Origin of the sequence: Lactobacillus sp. ESL0261, from assembly GCF_003693025.1 — a bacterium.
In the GTDB taxonomy this organism is placed as follows: domain Bacteria; phylum Bacillota; class Bacilli; order Lactobacillales; family Lactobacillaceae; genus Lactobacillus; species Lactobacillus kullabergensis.
On sequence record NZ_REHN01000006.1, the window covers coordinates 294,217 to 310,839 of the forward strand.

At 35.4% G+C, this 16,623-nt stretch carries 16 protein-coding genes; 15 read left to right on the plus strand and 1 reads right to left on the minus strand.

The features are described from left to right. Positions 1-8: 8 nt before the first annotated feature. The 6 genes from F5ESL0261_RS04800 (at position 9) to F5ESL0261_RS04825 (ending at position 5,827) form a co-directional block, all read left to right on the plus strand. Complete coding sequence (locus F5ESL0261_RS04800; protein WP_122052353.1) at positions 9-1,928, plus strand: acyltransferase family protein; 1,920 nt, start codon at positions 9-11, stop codon at positions 1,926-1,928. An 11-nt stretch (positions 1,929-1,939) separates the two neighbouring features. Then, positions 1,940-2,881 carry a ribonuclease Z gene (gene rnz, locus F5ESL0261_RS04805; protein ID WP_122052354.1) on the plus strand — a complete coding sequence of 314 codons (942 nt, stop codon included), beginning with the start codon at positions 1,940-1,942 and terminating at the stop codon, positions 2,879-2,881. Continuing rightward, a complete protein-coding gene (locus F5ESL0261_RS04810; RefSeq protein WP_122052355.1) occupies positions 2,874-3,668 on the plus strand; it encodes an SDR family oxidoreductase in 795 nt (264 codons plus the stop codon). Before rnz ends, F5ESL0261_RS04810 begins: the two co-directional genes overlap by 8 nt. An 8-nt stretch (positions 3,669-3,676) precedes the next feature. Then, positions 3,677-3,898, plus strand: coding sequence for a lipopolysaccharide assembly protein LapA domain-containing protein (locus tag F5ESL0261_RS04815; RefSeq protein ID WP_034979276.1), 222 nt, complete (start codon positions 3,677-3,679; stop codon positions 3,896-3,898). Positions 3,899-4,007: 109 nt separating this feature from the next. Then, entirely contained in the window at positions 4,008-4,199 is a 192-nt protein-coding gene (rpmF, locus tag F5ESL0261_RS04820) for a 50S ribosomal protein L32 (protein WP_122052356.1), read from the plus strand. Positions 4,200-4,279: 80 nt separating this feature from the next. After that, positions 4,280-5,827, plus strand: a complete 1,548-nt coding sequence (locus F5ESL0261_RS04825; RefSeq protein WP_122052357.1) for a bifunctional UDP-sugar hydrolase/5'-nucleotidase — start codon at positions 4,280-4,282, stop codon at positions 5,825-5,827. A 39-nt stretch (positions 5,828-5,866) separates the two neighbouring features. On the opposite strand, the gene F5ESL0261_RS04830 is transcribed toward F5ESL0261_RS04825, so the two are convergent. Continuing rightward, positions 5,867-6,073, minus strand: coding sequence for a YjzD family protein (locus F5ESL0261_RS04830; protein WP_034979269.1), 207 nt, complete (start codon positions 6,071-6,073; stop codon positions 5,867-5,869). Positions 6,074-6,179: 106 nt separating this feature from the next. On the opposite strand from F5ESL0261_RS04830, the gene F5ESL0261_RS04835 reads away from it, so the two are divergent. The 9 genes from F5ESL0261_RS04835 (at position 6,180) to F5ESL0261_RS04875 (ending at position 16,605) form a co-directional block, all read left to right on the plus strand. Further along, positions 6,180-9,320 carry a DNA polymerase III subunit alpha gene (locus F5ESL0261_RS04835; protein ID WP_122052358.1) on the plus strand — a complete coding sequence of 1,047 codons (3,141 nt, stop codon included), beginning with the start codon at positions 6,180-6,182 and terminating at the stop codon, positions 9,318-9,320. 164 nt (positions 9,321-9,484) lie between these two features. Beyond that, entirely contained in the window at positions 9,485-10,444 is a 960-nt protein-coding gene (gene pfkA / locus F5ESL0261_RS04840) for a 6-phosphofructokinase (RefSeq protein ID WP_122052359.1), read from the plus strand. 29 nt (positions 10,445-10,473) lie between these two features. Beyond that, a complete protein-coding gene (gene pyk, locus F5ESL0261_RS04845) occupies positions 10,474-12,243 on the plus strand; it encodes a pyruvate kinase (protein WP_122052360.1) in 1,770 nt (589 codons plus the stop codon). A 162-nt stretch (positions 12,244-12,405) separates the two neighbouring features. Then, the gene (locus F5ESL0261_RS04850) at positions 12,406-13,293 is read left to right on the plus strand and encodes a S1 RNA-binding domain-containing protein (protein ID WP_122052361.1); all 888 of its coding nucleotides are present in this window, start codon (positions 12,406-12,408) and stop codon (positions 13,291-13,293) included. Further along, positions 13,286-14,185 (plus strand): site-specific tyrosine recombinase XerD, encoded by a 900-nt coding sequence (xerD, locus tag F5ESL0261_RS04855; RefSeq protein ID WP_122052362.1) that lies wholly within the window; start codon positions 13,286-13,288, stop codon positions 14,183-14,185. Before F5ESL0261_RS04850 ends, xerD begins: the two co-directional genes overlap by 8 nt. A 9-nt stretch (positions 14,186-14,194) precedes the next feature. Then, positions 14,195-14,554, plus strand: a complete 360-nt coding sequence (locus tag F5ESL0261_RS04860) for a reductase (RefSeq protein WP_109586249.1) — start codon at positions 14,195-14,197, stop codon at positions 14,552-14,554. Beyond that, positions 14,551-15,288 carry a ScpA family protein gene (locus F5ESL0261_RS04865; protein WP_122052363.1) on the plus strand — a complete coding sequence of 246 codons (738 nt, stop codon included), beginning with the start codon at positions 14,551-14,553 and terminating at the stop codon, positions 15,286-15,288. The genes F5ESL0261_RS04860 and F5ESL0261_RS04865 overlap by 4 nt, the downstream gene beginning before the upstream one ends. Further along, entirely contained in the window at positions 15,278-15,886 is a 609-nt protein-coding gene (gene scpB, locus F5ESL0261_RS04870) for an SMC-Scp complex subunit ScpB (RefSeq protein ID WP_045928047.1), read from the plus strand. Before F5ESL0261_RS04865 ends, scpB begins: the two co-directional genes overlap by 11 nt. Then, complete coding sequence (locus tag F5ESL0261_RS04875) at positions 15,886-16,605, plus strand: pseudouridine synthase (protein ID WP_122052364.1); 720 nt, start codon at positions 15,886-15,888, stop codon at positions 16,603-16,605. The genes scpB and F5ESL0261_RS04875 overlap by 1 nt, the downstream gene beginning before the upstream one ends. Positions 16,606-16,623: the final 18 nt, after the last annotated feature.

The window sequence follows — 16,623 nt, forward strand, 5'->3', positions numbered from 1 at the left end:
TTTGAAACATGACAAAAAATCGATATATCACAGGATATTCTGGACTTAGAGCTTTGGCAGTAATTGGAGTGATTCTTTATCACTTCGATCCTAATACTTTTGTTGGCGGATATCTTGGCGTACCGATTTTTTTTGTTTTGTCAGGTTACCTGGTTACATGCCAAATACTCAAGGCGTATGATGAAAATGGGTTTTATAATACAAAAAAGTTTTATTGGAGTAGAATTAAAAAACTATATCCGCCATTAATTGCAGTATTGTGGATTTCTGCAGCGTATATAGTTTTATTTCAGCGGAATTTACTTGCCAAACTAAGTCAAATAGTTGTGGCAAACTTGCTTAATGTTTATAATTTCTGGCAGATTTTAAATGGTCAAAGCTATTTTGAACGTTTTGCCGCTAACGAATCTCCATTTGTCCATTTATGGACAATGTCAATTAACGGGCAATTTTATATACTGTGGCCATTAGTTATTTTCTTATTAGTAAAATATGGCAAAAAGAGAAAAAATATTTTTAGCATTTTACTAATTTTATCAATACTTTCAGCAATTGAAATGGCAATAATGTTTACCACTGGTGTTGATATTAATCGTATTTATTATGGTACGGATACTAGATTTTTTTCTTTAGGCTTAGGGGCTGCACTGGCTGTCATTTGGCCATTGAATAAATTGAAAAGCAATATCAAGCGCAATGATTCCATCTTATTAGATATTATTGGTCTGATTTCTTTTTGTGAAATAATATTTTTATTTCTTTCTCCAATAATGAATGCAGAGAATGCATTTACCTATTTGGGCGGCATGTTTTTGTTCACGTTGTTTACAACCATATTGGTGGGTGTGATTGCACATCCAGGGAGCCACTGGAATAAATGGCTAACGAATCCTGTTTTTAATTGGATAGGTTCGAGAAGTTATGAAATTTATCTTTATCAGTTTCCAGTAATGATCTTTTTTGAGGATAAAGTTTCCAATATGGCAGATCATGTTTTGCTTTATCGCTTTATTGAACTAATTTTGATAGTTATTTTAAGTGAGATTGCATACAAAGCTGTAGAAAAACCATTGGGCAAAATAACTTTACAAAAAACAAAAAATTATTTGCAACAACTTCGCGATAAGAATTCAAAAAATTATTTTCAAAAAGTGAAGGCTATTCTTATAGGCTTGATTTTTTTAACTGGTAGCATTGCAATTTTAATTTCTCCTGCTGCACAGGCCCAAAATTTCAATCAAAGTCAACTGGCGCGCAGAATCAGAGCAAATCGTAAGCAACAAAGAAAAGATAATAATAAGTTAATTAAGGAATACCACAAAATTAGTCCGAGAGAGCAAAAAAAGGCTAAACTAATAAAGGAAGCTAAACAAGCAGCCAAGCAACATCCAATAAAAAAATCTTTTGAGCAATTTGGTATTTCACAAATTGAGATTCAATTGGCACGTAAAATTGATTTAACGGCTATTGGCGATTCAGTTATGGCCGGTTCTAGCAATGATTTAAAAGATTTGATGCCTAAAGCTGTGATTGATGCGGCTATTTCACGTCAACTGAATGTTTCCTTCGATTTATTAAAACATTATCAGAATGAGAATGTTTTAGGAAAAAATGTATTAATAGGTTTGGGTACTAATGGTCCATTTAAAATGTCTGATATAGATGATTTAATGAAGCAGTTAGGACATAAAAGACAGGTATTTTGGATAAACACATATGTACCGGCGAAGCCATGGCAAAATGACGTTAATAATTTATTAAATGAGGCAGCGAAAAAATATCATAATTTTATGGTGATTAATTGGTACTCATATGCGAAGAATCATCCAAATTGGTTTTATGAAGATAAAACTCATCCGACACCAATAGGATCAAAGCACTACAGTGCTTTAATTGTTAAAAAAATAGTTGAAAATGCGAAGTATTAGATAGGTAGAGTATGGAGTTACAATTTTTAGGAACTGGAGCAGGACAACCTTCAAAGAAACGTAATGTGTCAAGCATCGCTTTAAAAATGCTTGATGAAATCAATGAAATTTGGTTGTTTGATGTTGGAGAAGCTACACAGCATCAAATTTTACGAACAAATATTAGATTGCGTAAAGTCACAAAAATATTTATTTCTCACAATCATGGTGATCATATTTTCGGCTTGCCAGGATTACTGGCAACACGATCATTTCAAGGAGATGTGGGTCCGATTACTATATATGGACCGGCTGGCTTAGAGCAGTTTGTTAGGACAGCTTTAAAAATTTCACGAACAAAAATTAGCTATCCTATTAAATTCGTTGTCTTAGAAGATGGTGGATTAATTTTTAATGGGAATGGTTTTAAGGTATACGCAAAAAAATTAGCTCATAGGGTACCTAGTTTTGGTTATCGAGTAGTCGAGGATGACCGACCGGGAGAACTTTTAATGGACAAATTAGCGCAATATAGTGTACCTAATGGGCCATTACTTGGTAAACTTAAAAATGGTGAAAAAATTGTTCTAGATAATGGTACTATATTAGATGGTAATGACTTTTTGGGTTCTAACAAAAAAGGCAGAATTATTACTATTATTTATGATACGCGTGCAACTCCTGCAATAGCACAATTAGCACAGAACGCGGATGTTTTGGTACATGAATCTACTTTTGCCGGTAATGAGGCAGATTTAGCTCATTCATATTATCATTCTACAGCAGTTGAAGCAGCAAAGATTGCGCGTGATAATAATGTTAAGCGTTTATATTTAAATCATATTTCTGCTAGATATTTAGGTGCTAAAGCCAAAAAATTAGAAAACCAGGCACAGAAAATATTTGCGAATACTAGATTAGCTAATGATTTCGATCGAATTGTAATTCCTATGAAAGGAGAAAAAGATGAGTGATTCCCTTAGAAATAAAGTTGTCGTAATAACAGGTGCTTCAAGTGGGATAGGCCATTCTATCGCACTGGAAAGTGCTGGCAGGGGAGCAACAGTTATTTTGATAGCCAGAAATAGAGCAAAGTTAGAAAAGGTAGCGTCTGAGGCGCACGAACTTTCAGGGGCTAACTCTTACATAATAGTGGCTGATATGAGTCAAAGTGATCAGATAGATGCTGCTTTTACTAAAATTATTAATTTAACTAAGCATGTTGACTATTTAGTTAATTGCGCAGGCTTTGGCAAATTTGAAAACTTTGTAGAGTCAAACCGTCGTGAAGTTACAGCCATGTTTCAAGTTAATGTTTTAGGATTGATGTATTTTAGCCGCTTAGTTGGTCGATTAATGATGGAACAAAAATCTGGGCAAATTATTAATATTGGTTCAATTGCAGGTAAAGTTCCTACTGTAAAATCCGCCGCTTACAGTGCATCAAAAGCAGCCGTTATTCAATTTTCGAATGTTTTGCGTTTGGAATTAAAACCATTTGGAGTTAAAGTCATGACGGTTAATCCCGGGCCGGTTTATACAAATTTCTTTAATATTGCTGATAAGAGTGGGCATTATGTTGAAAGCGTACAAAAATTTGTGCTGGATCCGGATGATGTTGCCTGGCAAGTGGTTCATTTCTTCGGTAGTAATAAACGTGAGCTCAATTTACCAGTTAGTTTGGCAATTTTGGCTAAATTATATAACCTGTTTCCAACGATAGGCGATGAATTATCGCTGAAGTTTGCCTCAAGAAAGTAGTGCAGAGTATGAAAAGTAAAACAAAACAGATTAAGCTCATCTTTACATTGATTTTAACCTTACTAGCTGTAATCTTCGTTGTTTTAAATACGAATAATGTTGCCATTAATTTTGGCTTATTTCAATTCAAATTACCTTTGATCATTATTTTAGTATTAATGATAATTATCGGAGTTCTAATTGGTTATTTTTGGGGTTCTTATGGTCATAATCAAGACAAGAATAACTAATATAGCTTGATTTATTTGGGATACAATAGTATCATTAACAAACGTGAAGTATTTTGGGTACTTTTAAGTAACCTAAAATCGTAATTCTACAAAAAAGGAGATCAGTTAAATGGCAGTTCCTAAAAGACATACTTCTAAGCAAAAGAAACGTTCACGTCGTGGTCATATTAAGTTAACTGTACCAGCAATGCATTATGATGCAACCACTGGTGAATATCGCTTAAGCCACCGCGTTTCACCTAAAGGATATTACAAGGGTCATCAAGTTGTTAGTCAAACTAACTCAAATGACAATCAATAATTAAAAGACACCAAAAAACGGGTGTCTTTTTTTATTCTAAAAATTAGGCAATTCCCCGTCTAGGAAGAGGAAAAGGTGAAATGAAACTCGTATTCTTGCATTCAAGTGATATTCATGGCTTTATTTTTCCCACGGACTATCAAGAAAAAAATAGTTATGCTGCTCCTTTTGGATTAAGCAGACTGAGTAGCATAATAAAACAGCAGCGAGATAAATATGGTGCTGAAAATGTAATTGTGACCGATTCAGGTGACTGTCTTCAAGGCTCGCCTTTAGCGGCTTATGTACATGAGTCGAATAGTGATGCCAATTTAAAAGCATTTGCAGATTTCTATAATCTCATCAAGTATGATGTCAGATGTTTAGGCAATCATGACTTTAATTTTGGATTAAGCTATTTAAAAAAATATTTAACTTATAGTAAAGCTACTTTTTTAAATAGCAATATATTGGCTGAAAAAAATGATTTGCCGGCCTTTGGACAAGATTATATCATTATCAATAAAAACGGTATAAAGGTGGGAATTATTGGTATTACTACACAACGGGTACCGTTTTGGGAGCCAGCAGACCACGTTGCGGTATTAAAATTTAAATCTGCTTTTGAGCAGGTTAAGCAAATAGCAGCTTTTTTAAGACCTAAAGTCGATGTCTTGGCTGTGCTTTATCATGGCGGTTTTGAAGCAGATCTTCACACAGGAACACGCAAGGAGCCACAAACAGGAGAAAATGAAGGATATCGTATTTTACAGGAAATTCCTGATATTGATGTAATGCTGACAGGGCATCAGCATCGAAGACTAAATATCGTAGACCATGAAACTGCCATTGTACAACCAGGTTATCGCGGAGAATCTGTTGGTAAAATAGTGTTGAATATCGACCAGCGAAGCAAGGAAATAAAAGCAATATCTACTGAATTGATTGACGCTCAAAACTATGAATCTGATTGTGAAATTAATGCTTCCAGTTTGTCACTGGAACAGAAGGCACAAAAATGGCTTGACCAACCAATTGCTTATTTAGATGAACCTGCTCTTATTTTAAATGCAGATGAAGCTAGAATTAAGGGTTCACCGTTTATTAATTTATTGCAGGATATGCAACTGTACTTTACAAAGGCTGATGTCTCAGCAACAGCTTTGATGAGTGAAACAGCTCAAGGATTTAATAAAAATGTTTCAATGCGTGATATTTTGCTAAATTATCCTTTTGCTAATCAATTATGTATAGTTAAAGTAACCGGGAAAGAACTACGTAATATTGTCGAATATTCACTAAAATTTTTAATTAAGGATAAAAGGGGCAAAATTATGTTTGACCCTCAGTATCGCAATCAGCTTTTTAATTTTGATGTTTTTTACCCGCTTAATTATGAAGCGGATGTTCTGAGACCTGTTGGGAGTCGCTTAACTAAGTTTGAATTAAACGGACAACCAATTTTAGAGCAAAAAAAGTATCGTTTGGCCGTTAATAATTATCGTGCTATGGGCGGTGGCTTCTACCCTGATTACAATATTAATAAGATTGAAAAAATTCTGGAGAAAGATTATGTGGAAATGTTCAAAGAATTTTTGACTAAAAATCATCCAAAGATTAATTTGTCACACAATTATAGTTTTAAGTAAATAAAAAAGTCATTAGGTGAGAACTAATGACTTTTTTATTTACTTAAGTTTAGAATACTTACTTTTGTCTTTATGAGAATGTGCCGTGATTGTGGGGATAATAGCTGCAAATAACAGACCAAAAATCAAACCAACAATAGCAGCTTCACTTAGATTAAAAACATGTTGGGTTAGAGGAGCGGCAATAAAACCTACAATTAACATGTAAACAACGCTCCAGCAAATAGTTACGATATAACGACCCATAGCGTTTCCTTCTTTCATACCTTTGAATTTTAACAAATATTATGCGCGTTTTCAATCCAAAAGACGGCTTTTTGGTATACTTATTTATATGGAAGGTGAACTGAATATGAAATACGCTGCATTGCAAAACCTTAGCTCTTTTACCCTTTTAGATAGTCCGATAAAAATTAAAGATTTGCTGACTACTGCAAAGGAATTAGGTTATGAAGCTGTAGGCTTAACTGATATTAACGTAACCTATGGATTAGTTAATTTTTTTGAAATGGCCCAAAAAGTTGGGATTAAACCACTTTTAGGGATGCAATTAAGGCTAAGTGGATTAATTGACAGTGCTCACCAATATGATCTTATCGCTTTAGCAAAGACTGATGAGGGTTATCGAAATATCTTGCGTTTATCAAGTAGAATTAACCTTTTGACAGACAACAGTAATAAGCAAAAAATTTTAACTATTGCGGATTTGACCAAGGATTTAAATGATTTGATATTTATTATACCGGCAAATTTGCATAGTGAGTTATTAAACTTGCAGATGCAGAATGAAAGTTTAGGAACAGATTTTTTGCGTCATTTAATTAGCATAATACCTAAATCTAGTTCCTTATATATCGGAGTTTATGGCAGTGAAAGACAAAAAAATTACATACAATATGTCAGAGCGCTATCAAAACAGTTTGATTTACCACTAGTTAGCGTTGAGGATACCTGTTATTTAAAACCTCGCGATCAGTTTTTACGTAAAACTTTACAAGCTATAAAAAAAGGTGAAGTTTTGCAAGATATCACAGATTTAGCTAAACAATCTGGTTCTCATTATTTGCCTGCTATTGAGGAATTGAGCGAACGCTACCATAAACTGGGTTTAGATGAGGCTTTAGAAAACACAGAAAAAATCGCTTCTATATGCAATGCTAAAATTATATTTCAAACTCCAGTTTTGCCGAAATATAAGCAGGATCAATATTCAACTTCCAAGGATTTTCTACAATTTTTGGCTAAAAAGGGTTTACAAAATCGTTTTGGTCAACGTAAAGTTACCTCTGATTATCAAAAACAGCTAAATTATGAATTACAAGTAATAGATCAAATGGGCTTTAACGATTACTTTTTGATTGTTTGGGATGTTGTAAACTATTGCCATCGAGTTGGAATTGCTATGGGCCCCGGCAGAGGATCAGCTTGTGGCTCGTTAGTTTCCTATTCTTTAAATATCACTGAGGTTGATCCAATTAAATATAACTTGCTATTTGAGCGTTTTTTAAATCCTGCCAGACACGAAATGCCAGATATTGATTTGGATATACCGGATAATCGTCGTGATGATGTCATAAAATATATGTTTAATAAATACGGCATGGATCATGCTGCTCAGATTCTCACATTTGGGACTTTGGCAGCTAAGCAAGTTTTGCGTGATACTGGCAGAGTATTTGGTCTTCAAGAAATGCAATTAAGTGAGTGGTCTAAAAGCGTACCTTTCGCAAAAGGCAAAATAAGTCTGGCTCAGGCTTATAAAGAATCCAAAAAAATGCAAATGCTGGTGAATGCAAATGACGTGAACAAGTTGCTTTATGAAACGGCAAGTGGATTAGAAGGCCTGCCACGCCACTATTCAATCCATGCTGCTGGTTTAGTTCTTAGCGATAATTCTATTGCCGCCATTGCCGGCTTGCAATCAGGACAATTGGGAATACCGATAACTCAGCAAACAAAAAAATATGTAGAATCACTAGGATTATTAAAGATAGATTTTTTAGGCTTAAGAAATTTAACTATTCTTGGTGATACGGAGAAAATGATTCGCGAGCAAGGAAAAAAGATCGATGTTAATCAGATCCCCCTAGATGATCCGGCTACTTTAAGTATTTTTCAAAAGGGTGAGACGGAACTCGTCTTTCAATTTGAATCAGGTGGAATTCGCAATGTTCTGCGTGAATTGCATCCAGATAATTTTGAAGATTTGGTAGCAGTCAATGCACTTTATCGTCCGGGTCCAATGCAGAATATCAAAACTTTTATTGCACGCAAGAAAGGCATACAGAAAGTCACATACCCTGATCCTAGCTTAAAACCAATTTTGTCTTCAACATATGGTGTTTTGGTTTACCAAGAACAAGTTATGCAAACTGCACGAGTTCTGGCTGGCTTTTCTTTAGGAGAAGCCGACATTTTACGCAGAGCAATGTCAAAAAAAGATCAAAAGGTTATTGAACAGGAAAAATCTAAATTTATCAACGGTGCAGTAAAAAACGGCAGGACTGTTCAGGTTGCGACCCGTGTATATGACTATATTGAGCAATTTGCCAATTATGGTTTCAACCGTTCACATGCCGTTGCGTATACGATGATCGCATTTTGGCTCGCATACTTACAAGTTCATTATCCAGCTGAATTTTATGCCTCTATGCTTAATTCTAATATTGGCAATCAAAATAAGGCGAATGAATATATAATGCGCGCTCAAGAGGATGGCGTAAAAATTTTGCCACCTGACATTAACAAAAGTGATTTAGCTTATCAAGTAATTGATGGGCGTATTTTAGTTGGATTACGTGCAATTAAAGGGGTTAGAATAGATTTTCTTAAAGAAATAATTGCAAAGCGTCAAGCGAAACCTTTTGATTCTCTTAGCAATTTTTTACGTCAGATTGATGTCAAATTTATTAAAGCTAATAGCATTACGAATGTGGTTGAATCTTTAATCAAATCGGGATGTTTTGACAAGCTTAACAAAAATCGGAACGAATTATTACAGAATTGTCCTGAAATAATTGAAAATGTTAAATTGACAGGGGAAAATCTCGCTTTATCAGAAGGGCTAGGTGGTGTTCCCATTAAGCCCGCTAAAGAACCTAGCAAACAAGAAATGGCTTTGATGGAAGAAAAAACTTTAGGCTTTTCTACACTCACTTCTCCATTAATTACCGTTCAAAAATATGCTCAGAAGTTTAATGCTAAATCATTAAATGAGTTTCAAATTCATGAAGGTGGAATAGCTGTCGGCAAACTTATGTCATTAAAACTTGTGAGGACCAAAAAGGGTCAAACAATGGCTTTTGGCAGTTTTGCTGACACCACCAGTAAGCAGGATATTGTAATTTTTCCTCATGTTTATGATAAAATTCAATCGAATTTAAAGGAGGGTAATATTTATTTATTAGGCGTTAAAGTTCAAAATGATCGTTTCGACTCAAGTAAAAAACAATATATTTTAACTAATTTAAAAGTTGTAAATTTAAAAGAGTAGAGTTTTTTGAGTAAGCGTGAACAAACAGCTGATGTTAACGCTAACATCGAAAAAGACTGTCAAATCAAGAACTTTAATCATTTTTTGTGAGATTTTTTCGTGAAAGAATGTTAAAATTTAGTGGATGTGAGAAATTACACAATAAATCTTGATGAGGTGAATTCATGAAGCGAATTGGAATTTTAACGAGCGGTGGCGATGCTCCTGGCATGAATGCAGCTGTTAGGGCTGTTACAAAAACTGCTATTCATCACGGACTTGGCGTTGTTGGTATTCGTTATGGTTATGCCGGGCTTGTAGCAGGTGACTTTGTTACTTTGACTGCTGAAAATGTTGATCATATGATCAACATGGGCGGTACTTTTCTTTATAGTGCCCGTTACCCTGAGTTTGCACAAAAAGAAGTGCAAGAAAAAGGGGTGGAACAGTTAAAAAAGCATGACATTGATACTGTAATTGTTATCGGTGGTGATGGTTCTTATCATGGTGCACTGGCATTAACTCGTTTGGGGATTAACTCAATTGGTTTGCCAGGAACCATCGATAATGATATTCCCTACACTGAGTATACTATTGGACTTGATACTGCCTGCAATACAGCTATGCAAGCTATCGATAGAATTCGTGATACTGCCAGCAGTCATCATCGTGTTTTTGTCGTTAATGTGATGGGACGCAATTGTGGTGACATTGCTATGCGTGTAGGTTTAGCAAGTGGTGCAGATGCGATTGTTGTTCCAGAAAGAAGTTATGACATTAAAGCAATTGCTGAAAGATTAAAGCGCGGTTTTAAAGATGGCAAAGATAATGGCATTATCATATTAGCCGAAGGTGTCATGGATGCTGCTGATTTTAGAGCTGAACTTTTAAAATACGGCGAATTCGATTGCAGGGCAAATGTTATTGGTCATATGCAGCGTGGTGGTGCGCCCACGGTTACCGATAGGATTAATGCTACAAAGATGGGAAATTATGCGGTTAAGTTACTTCTTGACGGTAAAGGCGGTTTAGCTGTCGGCATGGAGAATGGAAAATTGGAAACCCATGATATTCTTGATCTTTTTGATGAAAAACATGCTAGTGAAGAATCGTTAATTGATATAAATGAAGAAATGACTAAATAATTAGTCGATTTTGAGGAGAATTTTACATAATGAAGAAAACTAAAATTGTTAGTACCTTAGGGCCAGCTTCAAATGATATTGAAACTATTACAGCTTTGGCTAAGTCAGGCGTAAATGTTTTTCGTTTCAACTTTTCACATGGTGACCACGCTGAACATCTATCACGGATGAAAATGGTTCGCCAAGTTGAAAAAGAAACTGGTTTAGTACTTGGTATAGCATTGGATACCAAAGGTGCTGAGATTAGAACCACTGATCAAGAAGGTGGCAAGTTTACCATTAATACAGGAGATCAAATTCGAGTATCGATGGATGATTCTAAGCCTGGTAACAAGGACATGATTCACGTTACTTACGAGGGTCTTTATGGTGATACTCACGTTGGTGGTCACGTTTTAATTGATGATGGTTTAGTTGACTTATTAATTAAAGAAAAAGACGAAGAAAAGAAAGAATTAGTTTGTGAAGCTCAAAATACGGGTGTTATCGGTTCTAAGAAGGGTGTTAATGCACCTGGCGTCGAAATTCGCCTCCCAGGAATTACTGAAAAAGATACTGATGACATCAAATTTGGTTTAGCCCATGGTATTAACTTTATCTTTGCTTCGTTTGCGCGTAAGGCACAAGATATTCTTGATATCCGTAAGCTTTGTGAAGATGCTGGCTGTGATTATGTTAAGATTTATCCTAAGATTGAATCACAAGAAGGTATTGATAATGCAGATGAAATTTTACAGGTTTCAGATGGCTTGATGGTTGCTCGTGGTGACATGGGTGTCGAAATTCCGTTTATTGATGTGCCATTTGTTCAAAAAGATTTAATCAAGAGGGCAAACGCACTTGGTAAGCCAGTAATTACTGCTACGCAAATGCTTGACTCAATGCAAGAAAATCCTCGTCCAACTCGTGCTGAAGTTTCTGATGTTGCCAATGCAGTTCTTGATGGTACTGATGCCACTATGCTTTCTGGTGAATCCGCAAACGGTTTGTACCCAGTTAAATCTGTTTCTGCCATGGCTGAAATTGATGAAAGAACTGAACAAGAACTTCTTAAGCGTAATACTCTAGCTCTGCAAAGATTTGAAGAATACAAAGGTTCAAACGTTACTGAAGCTATTGGTGAATCTGTTGTGCGGACAGCACAAGAATTAGGCGTTAAGACTATTATTACGGCTACTAATTCTGGCTATACTGCGAGAATGATTTCCAAGTACCGTCCGAATGCAAATATTTTGGCTTTAACTTTTGATGAAAAGATCCAACACTCACTTGGTATTTCTTGGGGTGTTCAGCCTTTACTGACTGATAAACCAAATTCTACTGATGATATGTTTGATCTAGCAGCTAAAGTTGCCAAAGAACAAGGCTACGTTAAAGATGGCGATCTTGTCATTATCGTTGCTGGTGTACCCGTTGGCGACTCAGGCACAACCAATTTGATGAAACTACAGATTATCGGCAGCAAGCTAGCTCAGGGACTTGGCGTTGGTAATGGCTCTGTTGTTGGTAAAACAGTCGTTGTTAACAGTGCTGAAGAAGCTATTAGCAAGGTTAAAGAGGGAGATATCATGGTTGCCAGAACTACTGATCCTGATTACATGCCTGCAATTAAGAAGGCTTCAGGCTTAGTTGTGGAAGCATCAGGTTTGACTTCACACGCTGCTGTTGTCGGTTTATCATTAGGAATTCCAGTTGTAGTTGGAGTTACTGATGCAACAGAAAAGATTGGCAGCGGCATTACAATTACTGTTGATGCTCGTCGTGGTGCTATTTATCAAGGCGAAGTTTCAAATCTTTAATTAAAAACAAGAATCAAAATAGCCAGTGATTGTTACTGGCTATTTTTGTTTGTTATAAAATTTAGGCAAACGAATGGTAAATTTAGATTGACTAATGTCAATTTGTTCCTTTAAAATGATATACTTGTTATCAGATCCCATTCTAGATTTAGGAGAAAAATCATGCTTGGCACAATTGCAACTGGAAAAATAATAGATCAAAACGAAGAATCTTTTTTTGTTCAAATCGACGGCATTACTTATGAACTTAAAAGAAAAGAAATCACACAGGAAGAAAAGCCACAGCTCGGAGATCAAATCAAGGGATTTTTATACGATGATAAGCAGCATAATCGTGAAATGACGCAGTTTTTACCTTTTGCTCAAAAAGACCAATATGGCTGGAGCAAAGTTACCGAAGTAAAATATAATTTAGGTGTTTTTGTCGATATTGGCTTGCCAGATAAAGATGTTGTAATTTCAATGGACGACTTGCCTTATGACAAAGAGCGTTGGCCCCAACCTGAAGATCAGGTTTTGGTTCACCTTGAAACAGATGAAAAAAATCGTATTTGGGCAAAACTGGCGGATGAGAATATTTTTGAACAGTTGGCAGCTCATTTTCCCAATGACATGAAGAATAAAGATATTTTTGGTACTGTATATTCTGCCCGTGAAGTAGGTGCATTTATAATCACCAAAGAGTATTATTTAGGTTTCGTTCATCCATCACAAATGGCACGTCCCTTGCGTTTGGGGGAGCAATTCAGAGGCAGGGTGATTGGTATCAGCCAATATGGTCGCTTGAATTTGAGTACTCTGCCACGAGCTTTTGAAGAAATTGATGATGATGCACAAATGATTTTAATGAGTTTGCGCAGGAAGAAAGATAAGACTTTGCCTTTTTACGATAAATCTGACGCACAGGAGATTAAAAATTATTTTGGTATTTCTAAATCGGCCTTTAAGAGAGCTTTAGGACACTTACTTAAAGCTAAATACATAAAAGAAGACAAAGATGCTGGTTCCATCTCATTATTAAAAGATCCAGAAGATGCCCAAAATGACTAATTTATCAGAACAAGTTGAAGATTATTTAAGATATAGTCAGGTTGAACGTGGCCTGAGTAATAACACAATTACAGCATACAGACAGGATCTAACTTCATTTATAAGTTTTCTACAAAAGGAAAATTTAACTTCCTGGCCTACTCAAGCTGTTGACATCGATGCTTTTTTGGCAGAACAACGCGATCAAAAAAAGGCCACAAGTTCTATTAGCCGCTTAATTACTAGTTTGCGTAAGTTCTACCAGTGGCTGGTAAGACAGAATATTCAAAAGCTCAATCCAATGCTTGAAATAGATTCACCTAAAAAGCGTCGTACTTTGCCAGTCGCTTTGACAGTTAATGAAGTTAATAATTTGCTTGAACAACCTGATACTAAAAAGCAGTTGGGTTTGCGTGATAGAGCCTTACTTGAAACTTTGTATGCAACTGGGATTAGAGTAAGCGAATTAATTAATCTCAAGTTTACTGATTTGCATGAAGAACTGAAACTGGTCAAAGTTTTTGGCAAGGGATCAAAAGAGCGATTAATTCCAATTAGCGAAGTAGCTTTAAGTTGGATAGACAGCTATAAGGAAAAAGTTCGTGATCCATTAATATTAAAAATTGGCAAAAACACTGATTTTATTTTTCTTAATAGCAGGGGAGGCTCTTTAACAAGACAAGCCGTTTGGCAAATTATTAAGCATTATTGTAAAATGGCTGGTATTCAAAAAAATGTTACTCCACATACTTTAAGACATACTTTTGCAACACATTTATTGGAAAATGGGGCAGATTTACGTGTTGTCCAAGAAATTTTGGGACATTCAGATATTAGTACAACTCAAATTTATACAAATTTGTCCCAAAAACATATTTTACAAGTTTACGAAAAAACGCATCCTCGAACATAAGGTGGTTAAATGCTAATTGAATGTAAAAATGATAAAGAAAAGGTAGCTATGGGCTTATTATCTTATCTATCTGATTTTAAAAATCTGGCTAATCTCAAGGATGAAATTCAATTAAATAAAAGTAGTGCCGAGTTTTGCTTATATCTCTATCGTTCCAAGGCTCCTAATTTTATAGGGGTGGTAGGTACACAATCAAGTAAACATTTTGTAATCATTCGTTATATTTCTTTTGCTCCTGATTATCGTAAAGTTAAGTACGAAGCTAGAGCCGTTCAAGAGTTGGCACAAAATAATCCCAGCAAAGTTATTACGGCTGTTCCTGAATATATTTATTTAATTAAGTATCTAAAAAAGGATACAGAAAAATGAGTGATAACCTTACCCTTGAACTGCCTAACTTTGAAGGCCCTTTGGATCTGCTATTGCATTTAATAAAAGTGCAAAAAATTGATATTTATGACATTCCAATAGCTCAGATTACAAGCCAATATCTAGCTTATTTGCACCAAATGCAAAAACTTAATTTGAAAATTGCAGGAGAATATTTTGTTATGTCATCGATGCTTTTGCGAATTAAGTCTCAATCTCTTCTTCCGCAAAATGATTTTACTGAAGAAAATGATGAACAAGAGGATCCAAGAGATGAATTAGTACAGCAGCTTATTACTTACTCGGTTTTTAAAAAAGTTTCAGCATACTTCAAAAAGCGCAATGAGGAAGTCCCAATTACTGCTGCTAAAGAGGAAAGTGCTCCAGAAAGCAAAAAAATTCAGCCTTTGCCAAAAGGACAAATTACTTCTACTGAATTAGCTAATACTTTTATTATTATTTTACAAAGACTGAAAATCAGACAGCCTGATATTGTTTCAGTTGAAGTAAAGGAAACTTCCGTCAAAGAAATGAGTACTTTCTTGCAAGAGGAATTGGCACGAAACAAGCGGTTAAGTTTTTTTGCCTGTTGTCAAAAAATGAAAACTTTATCTGATGTTATTGGTATGTTCCTTGCACTGCTTGAACTTTGTAAAAAACAGAAAATTCGGGTAAAACAAAAGAGGATGTTTGGTGACCTGAACTTGGAAAGAGTTGGTAGTAATGATAAGTAAAATGGCGCAGTTAGAAGCGTTATTATATGTTGCCGGCGATAATGGCATTGAAAGCAGCAACTTATGCGAACTTTTGCAGGTTGGCAAACCTGCATTGCGAGAAATAAGCAAAAATTTACGAGAAAAATTACAAAAAAATCCTGATTCAGGATTACAAATCCAACATCTTAATGATGTTTACAAATTGACAACTAGACCAGAAGTTAGTAAAACAATCGAAAATTTTTTTCAAAAAGATTTATCAAAGAGCTTAAGTCAATCGGCATTGGAAATACTATCTATTATTGCTTATCGGCAACCAATTACACGTGTAGAGATAGATGACATCAGAGGCGTAAATTCATCTGGGGCTCTGCAAACTTTAATCTGGCGTGGATTAGTTAAAATTAATGGAAAAAAAGATGCGCCGGGTCATCCTAATTTATATGTAACAAGTGAGTATTTTTTGCAATACTTTGGGTACCAAAGTTTGGCTGATTTACCATTAATAGAAGATTTCGAAGATGATAGCATTAATAGTGAAGGTGAAATAGATTTGTTTGCAGCTAAAGGACAAGCTGATAAAAATATTGCAAAAACTCAAAAAGGAGCAAAATAATGGTTTTAGAACGGTTGCAAAAGGTAATTGCTGAGGCAGGAATTGCTTCCAGGCGCAAGGCTGAAAAAATGATTTCTGAAGGTCGAGTCACTGTTGATGGCAATGTAGTAACTAAACTGGGTACTAAAGTGGATACTTTTAGTAATATTACGGTTGATGGTGAGCCCATTGAAAGAGAAAGTTTGCATACTTATCTCTTTTACAAGCCTAGAGGAGTGGTCTCAACTGCAAATGATGATAAGGGGAGAAAAACAGTTGTCGATTATTTTAAAGATTTGCCTTATCGACTATATCCAATCGGCAGACTAGACTATGATACTTCTGGATTACTTTTAATGACTAATGATGGTGAACTGGCCAATTTATTGATGCATCCGCGAAACAATGTAGCCAAGGTTTATGTTGCCAAGATTTCTGGCATTTTGACGCCTGATGAAATCAGTCAGCTGAAGCATGGAGTTAAAATTGATCGTCATCGCTGTGCTCCTGCAAAAGTTAAGGTTATTAGGACTGATCGTAAAAAGGACAATCAAATAGTGCAATTGACAATTCATGAAGGTCAATATCATCAAGTAAAAAGAATGTTCAAGGCAGTTCACCACCAGGAGAAAAAATTAGCACGCGAGAAATACGCTTTTCTTACACTTGACTCTCTTATTTCAGGAACGTACCGAGAATTGTCTCATGAAGAAGTTGACAGATTAAAAAACGTAGATTAGTATAGTATGTGAAATTTG

What these genes read in the sequence shown, in the direction of transcription:
- F5ESL0261_RS04800 (WP_122052353.1), top strand. Translation starts at nt 9, where the DNA reads ATGACAAAAAATCGATATATCACAGGATATTCTGGACTTAGAGCTTTG.
- rnz (WP_122052354.1), top strand. Translation starts at nt 1,940, where the DNA reads ATGGAGTTACAATTTTTAGGAACTGGAGCAGGACAACCTTCAAAGAAA.
- F5ESL0261_RS04810 (WP_122052355.1), top strand. Translation starts at nt 2,874, where the DNA reads ATGAGTGATTCCCTTAGAAATAAAGTTGTCGTAATAACAGGTGCTTCA.
- F5ESL0261_RS04815 (WP_034979276.1), top strand. Translation starts at nt 3,677, where the DNA reads ATGAAAAGTAAAACAAAACAGATTAAGCTCATCTTTACATTGATTTTA.
- rpmF (WP_122052356.1), top strand. Translation starts at nt 4,008, where the DNA reads ATGGCAGTTCCTAAAAGACATACTTCTAAGCAAAAGAAACGTTCACGT.
- F5ESL0261_RS04825 (WP_122052357.1), top strand. Translation starts at nt 4,280, where the DNA reads ATGAAACTCGTATTCTTGCATTCAAGTGATATTCATGGCTTTATTTTT.
- F5ESL0261_RS04830 (WP_034979269.1), bottom strand. Translation starts at nt 6,073, where the DNA reads ATGGGTCGTTATATCGTAACTATTTGCTGGAGCGTTGTTTACATGTTA.
- F5ESL0261_RS04835 (WP_122052358.1), top strand. Translation starts at nt 6,180, where the DNA reads ATGAAATACGCTGCATTGCAAAACCTTAGCTCTTTTACCCTTTTAGAT.
- pfkA (WP_122052359.1), top strand. Translation starts at nt 9,485, where the DNA reads ATGAAGCGAATTGGAATTTTAACGAGCGGTGGCGATGCTCCTGGCATG.
- pyk (WP_122052360.1), top strand. Translation starts at nt 10,474, where the DNA reads ATGAAGAAAACTAAAATTGTTAGTACCTTAGGGCCAGCTTCAAATGAT.
- F5ESL0261_RS04850 (WP_122052361.1), top strand. Translation starts at nt 12,406, where the DNA reads ATGCTTGGCACAATTGCAACTGGAAAAATAATAGATCAAAACGAAGAA.
- xerD (WP_122052362.1), top strand. Translation starts at nt 13,286, where the DNA reads ATGACTAATTTATCAGAACAAGTTGAAGATTATTTAAGATATAGTCAG.
- F5ESL0261_RS04860 (WP_109586249.1), top strand. Translation starts at nt 14,195, where the DNA reads ATGCTAATTGAATGTAAAAATGATAAAGAAAAGGTAGCTATGGGCTTA.
- F5ESL0261_RS04865 (WP_122052363.1), top strand. Translation starts at nt 14,551, where the DNA reads ATGAGTGATAACCTTACCCTTGAACTGCCTAACTTTGAAGGCCCTTTG.
- scpB (WP_045928047.1), top strand. Translation starts at nt 15,278, where the DNA reads ATGATAAGTAAAATGGCGCAGTTAGAAGCGTTATTATATGTTGCCGGC.
- F5ESL0261_RS04875 (WP_122052364.1), top strand. Translation starts at nt 15,886, where the DNA reads ATGGTTTTAGAACGGTTGCAAAAGGTAATTGCTGAGGCAGGAATTGCT.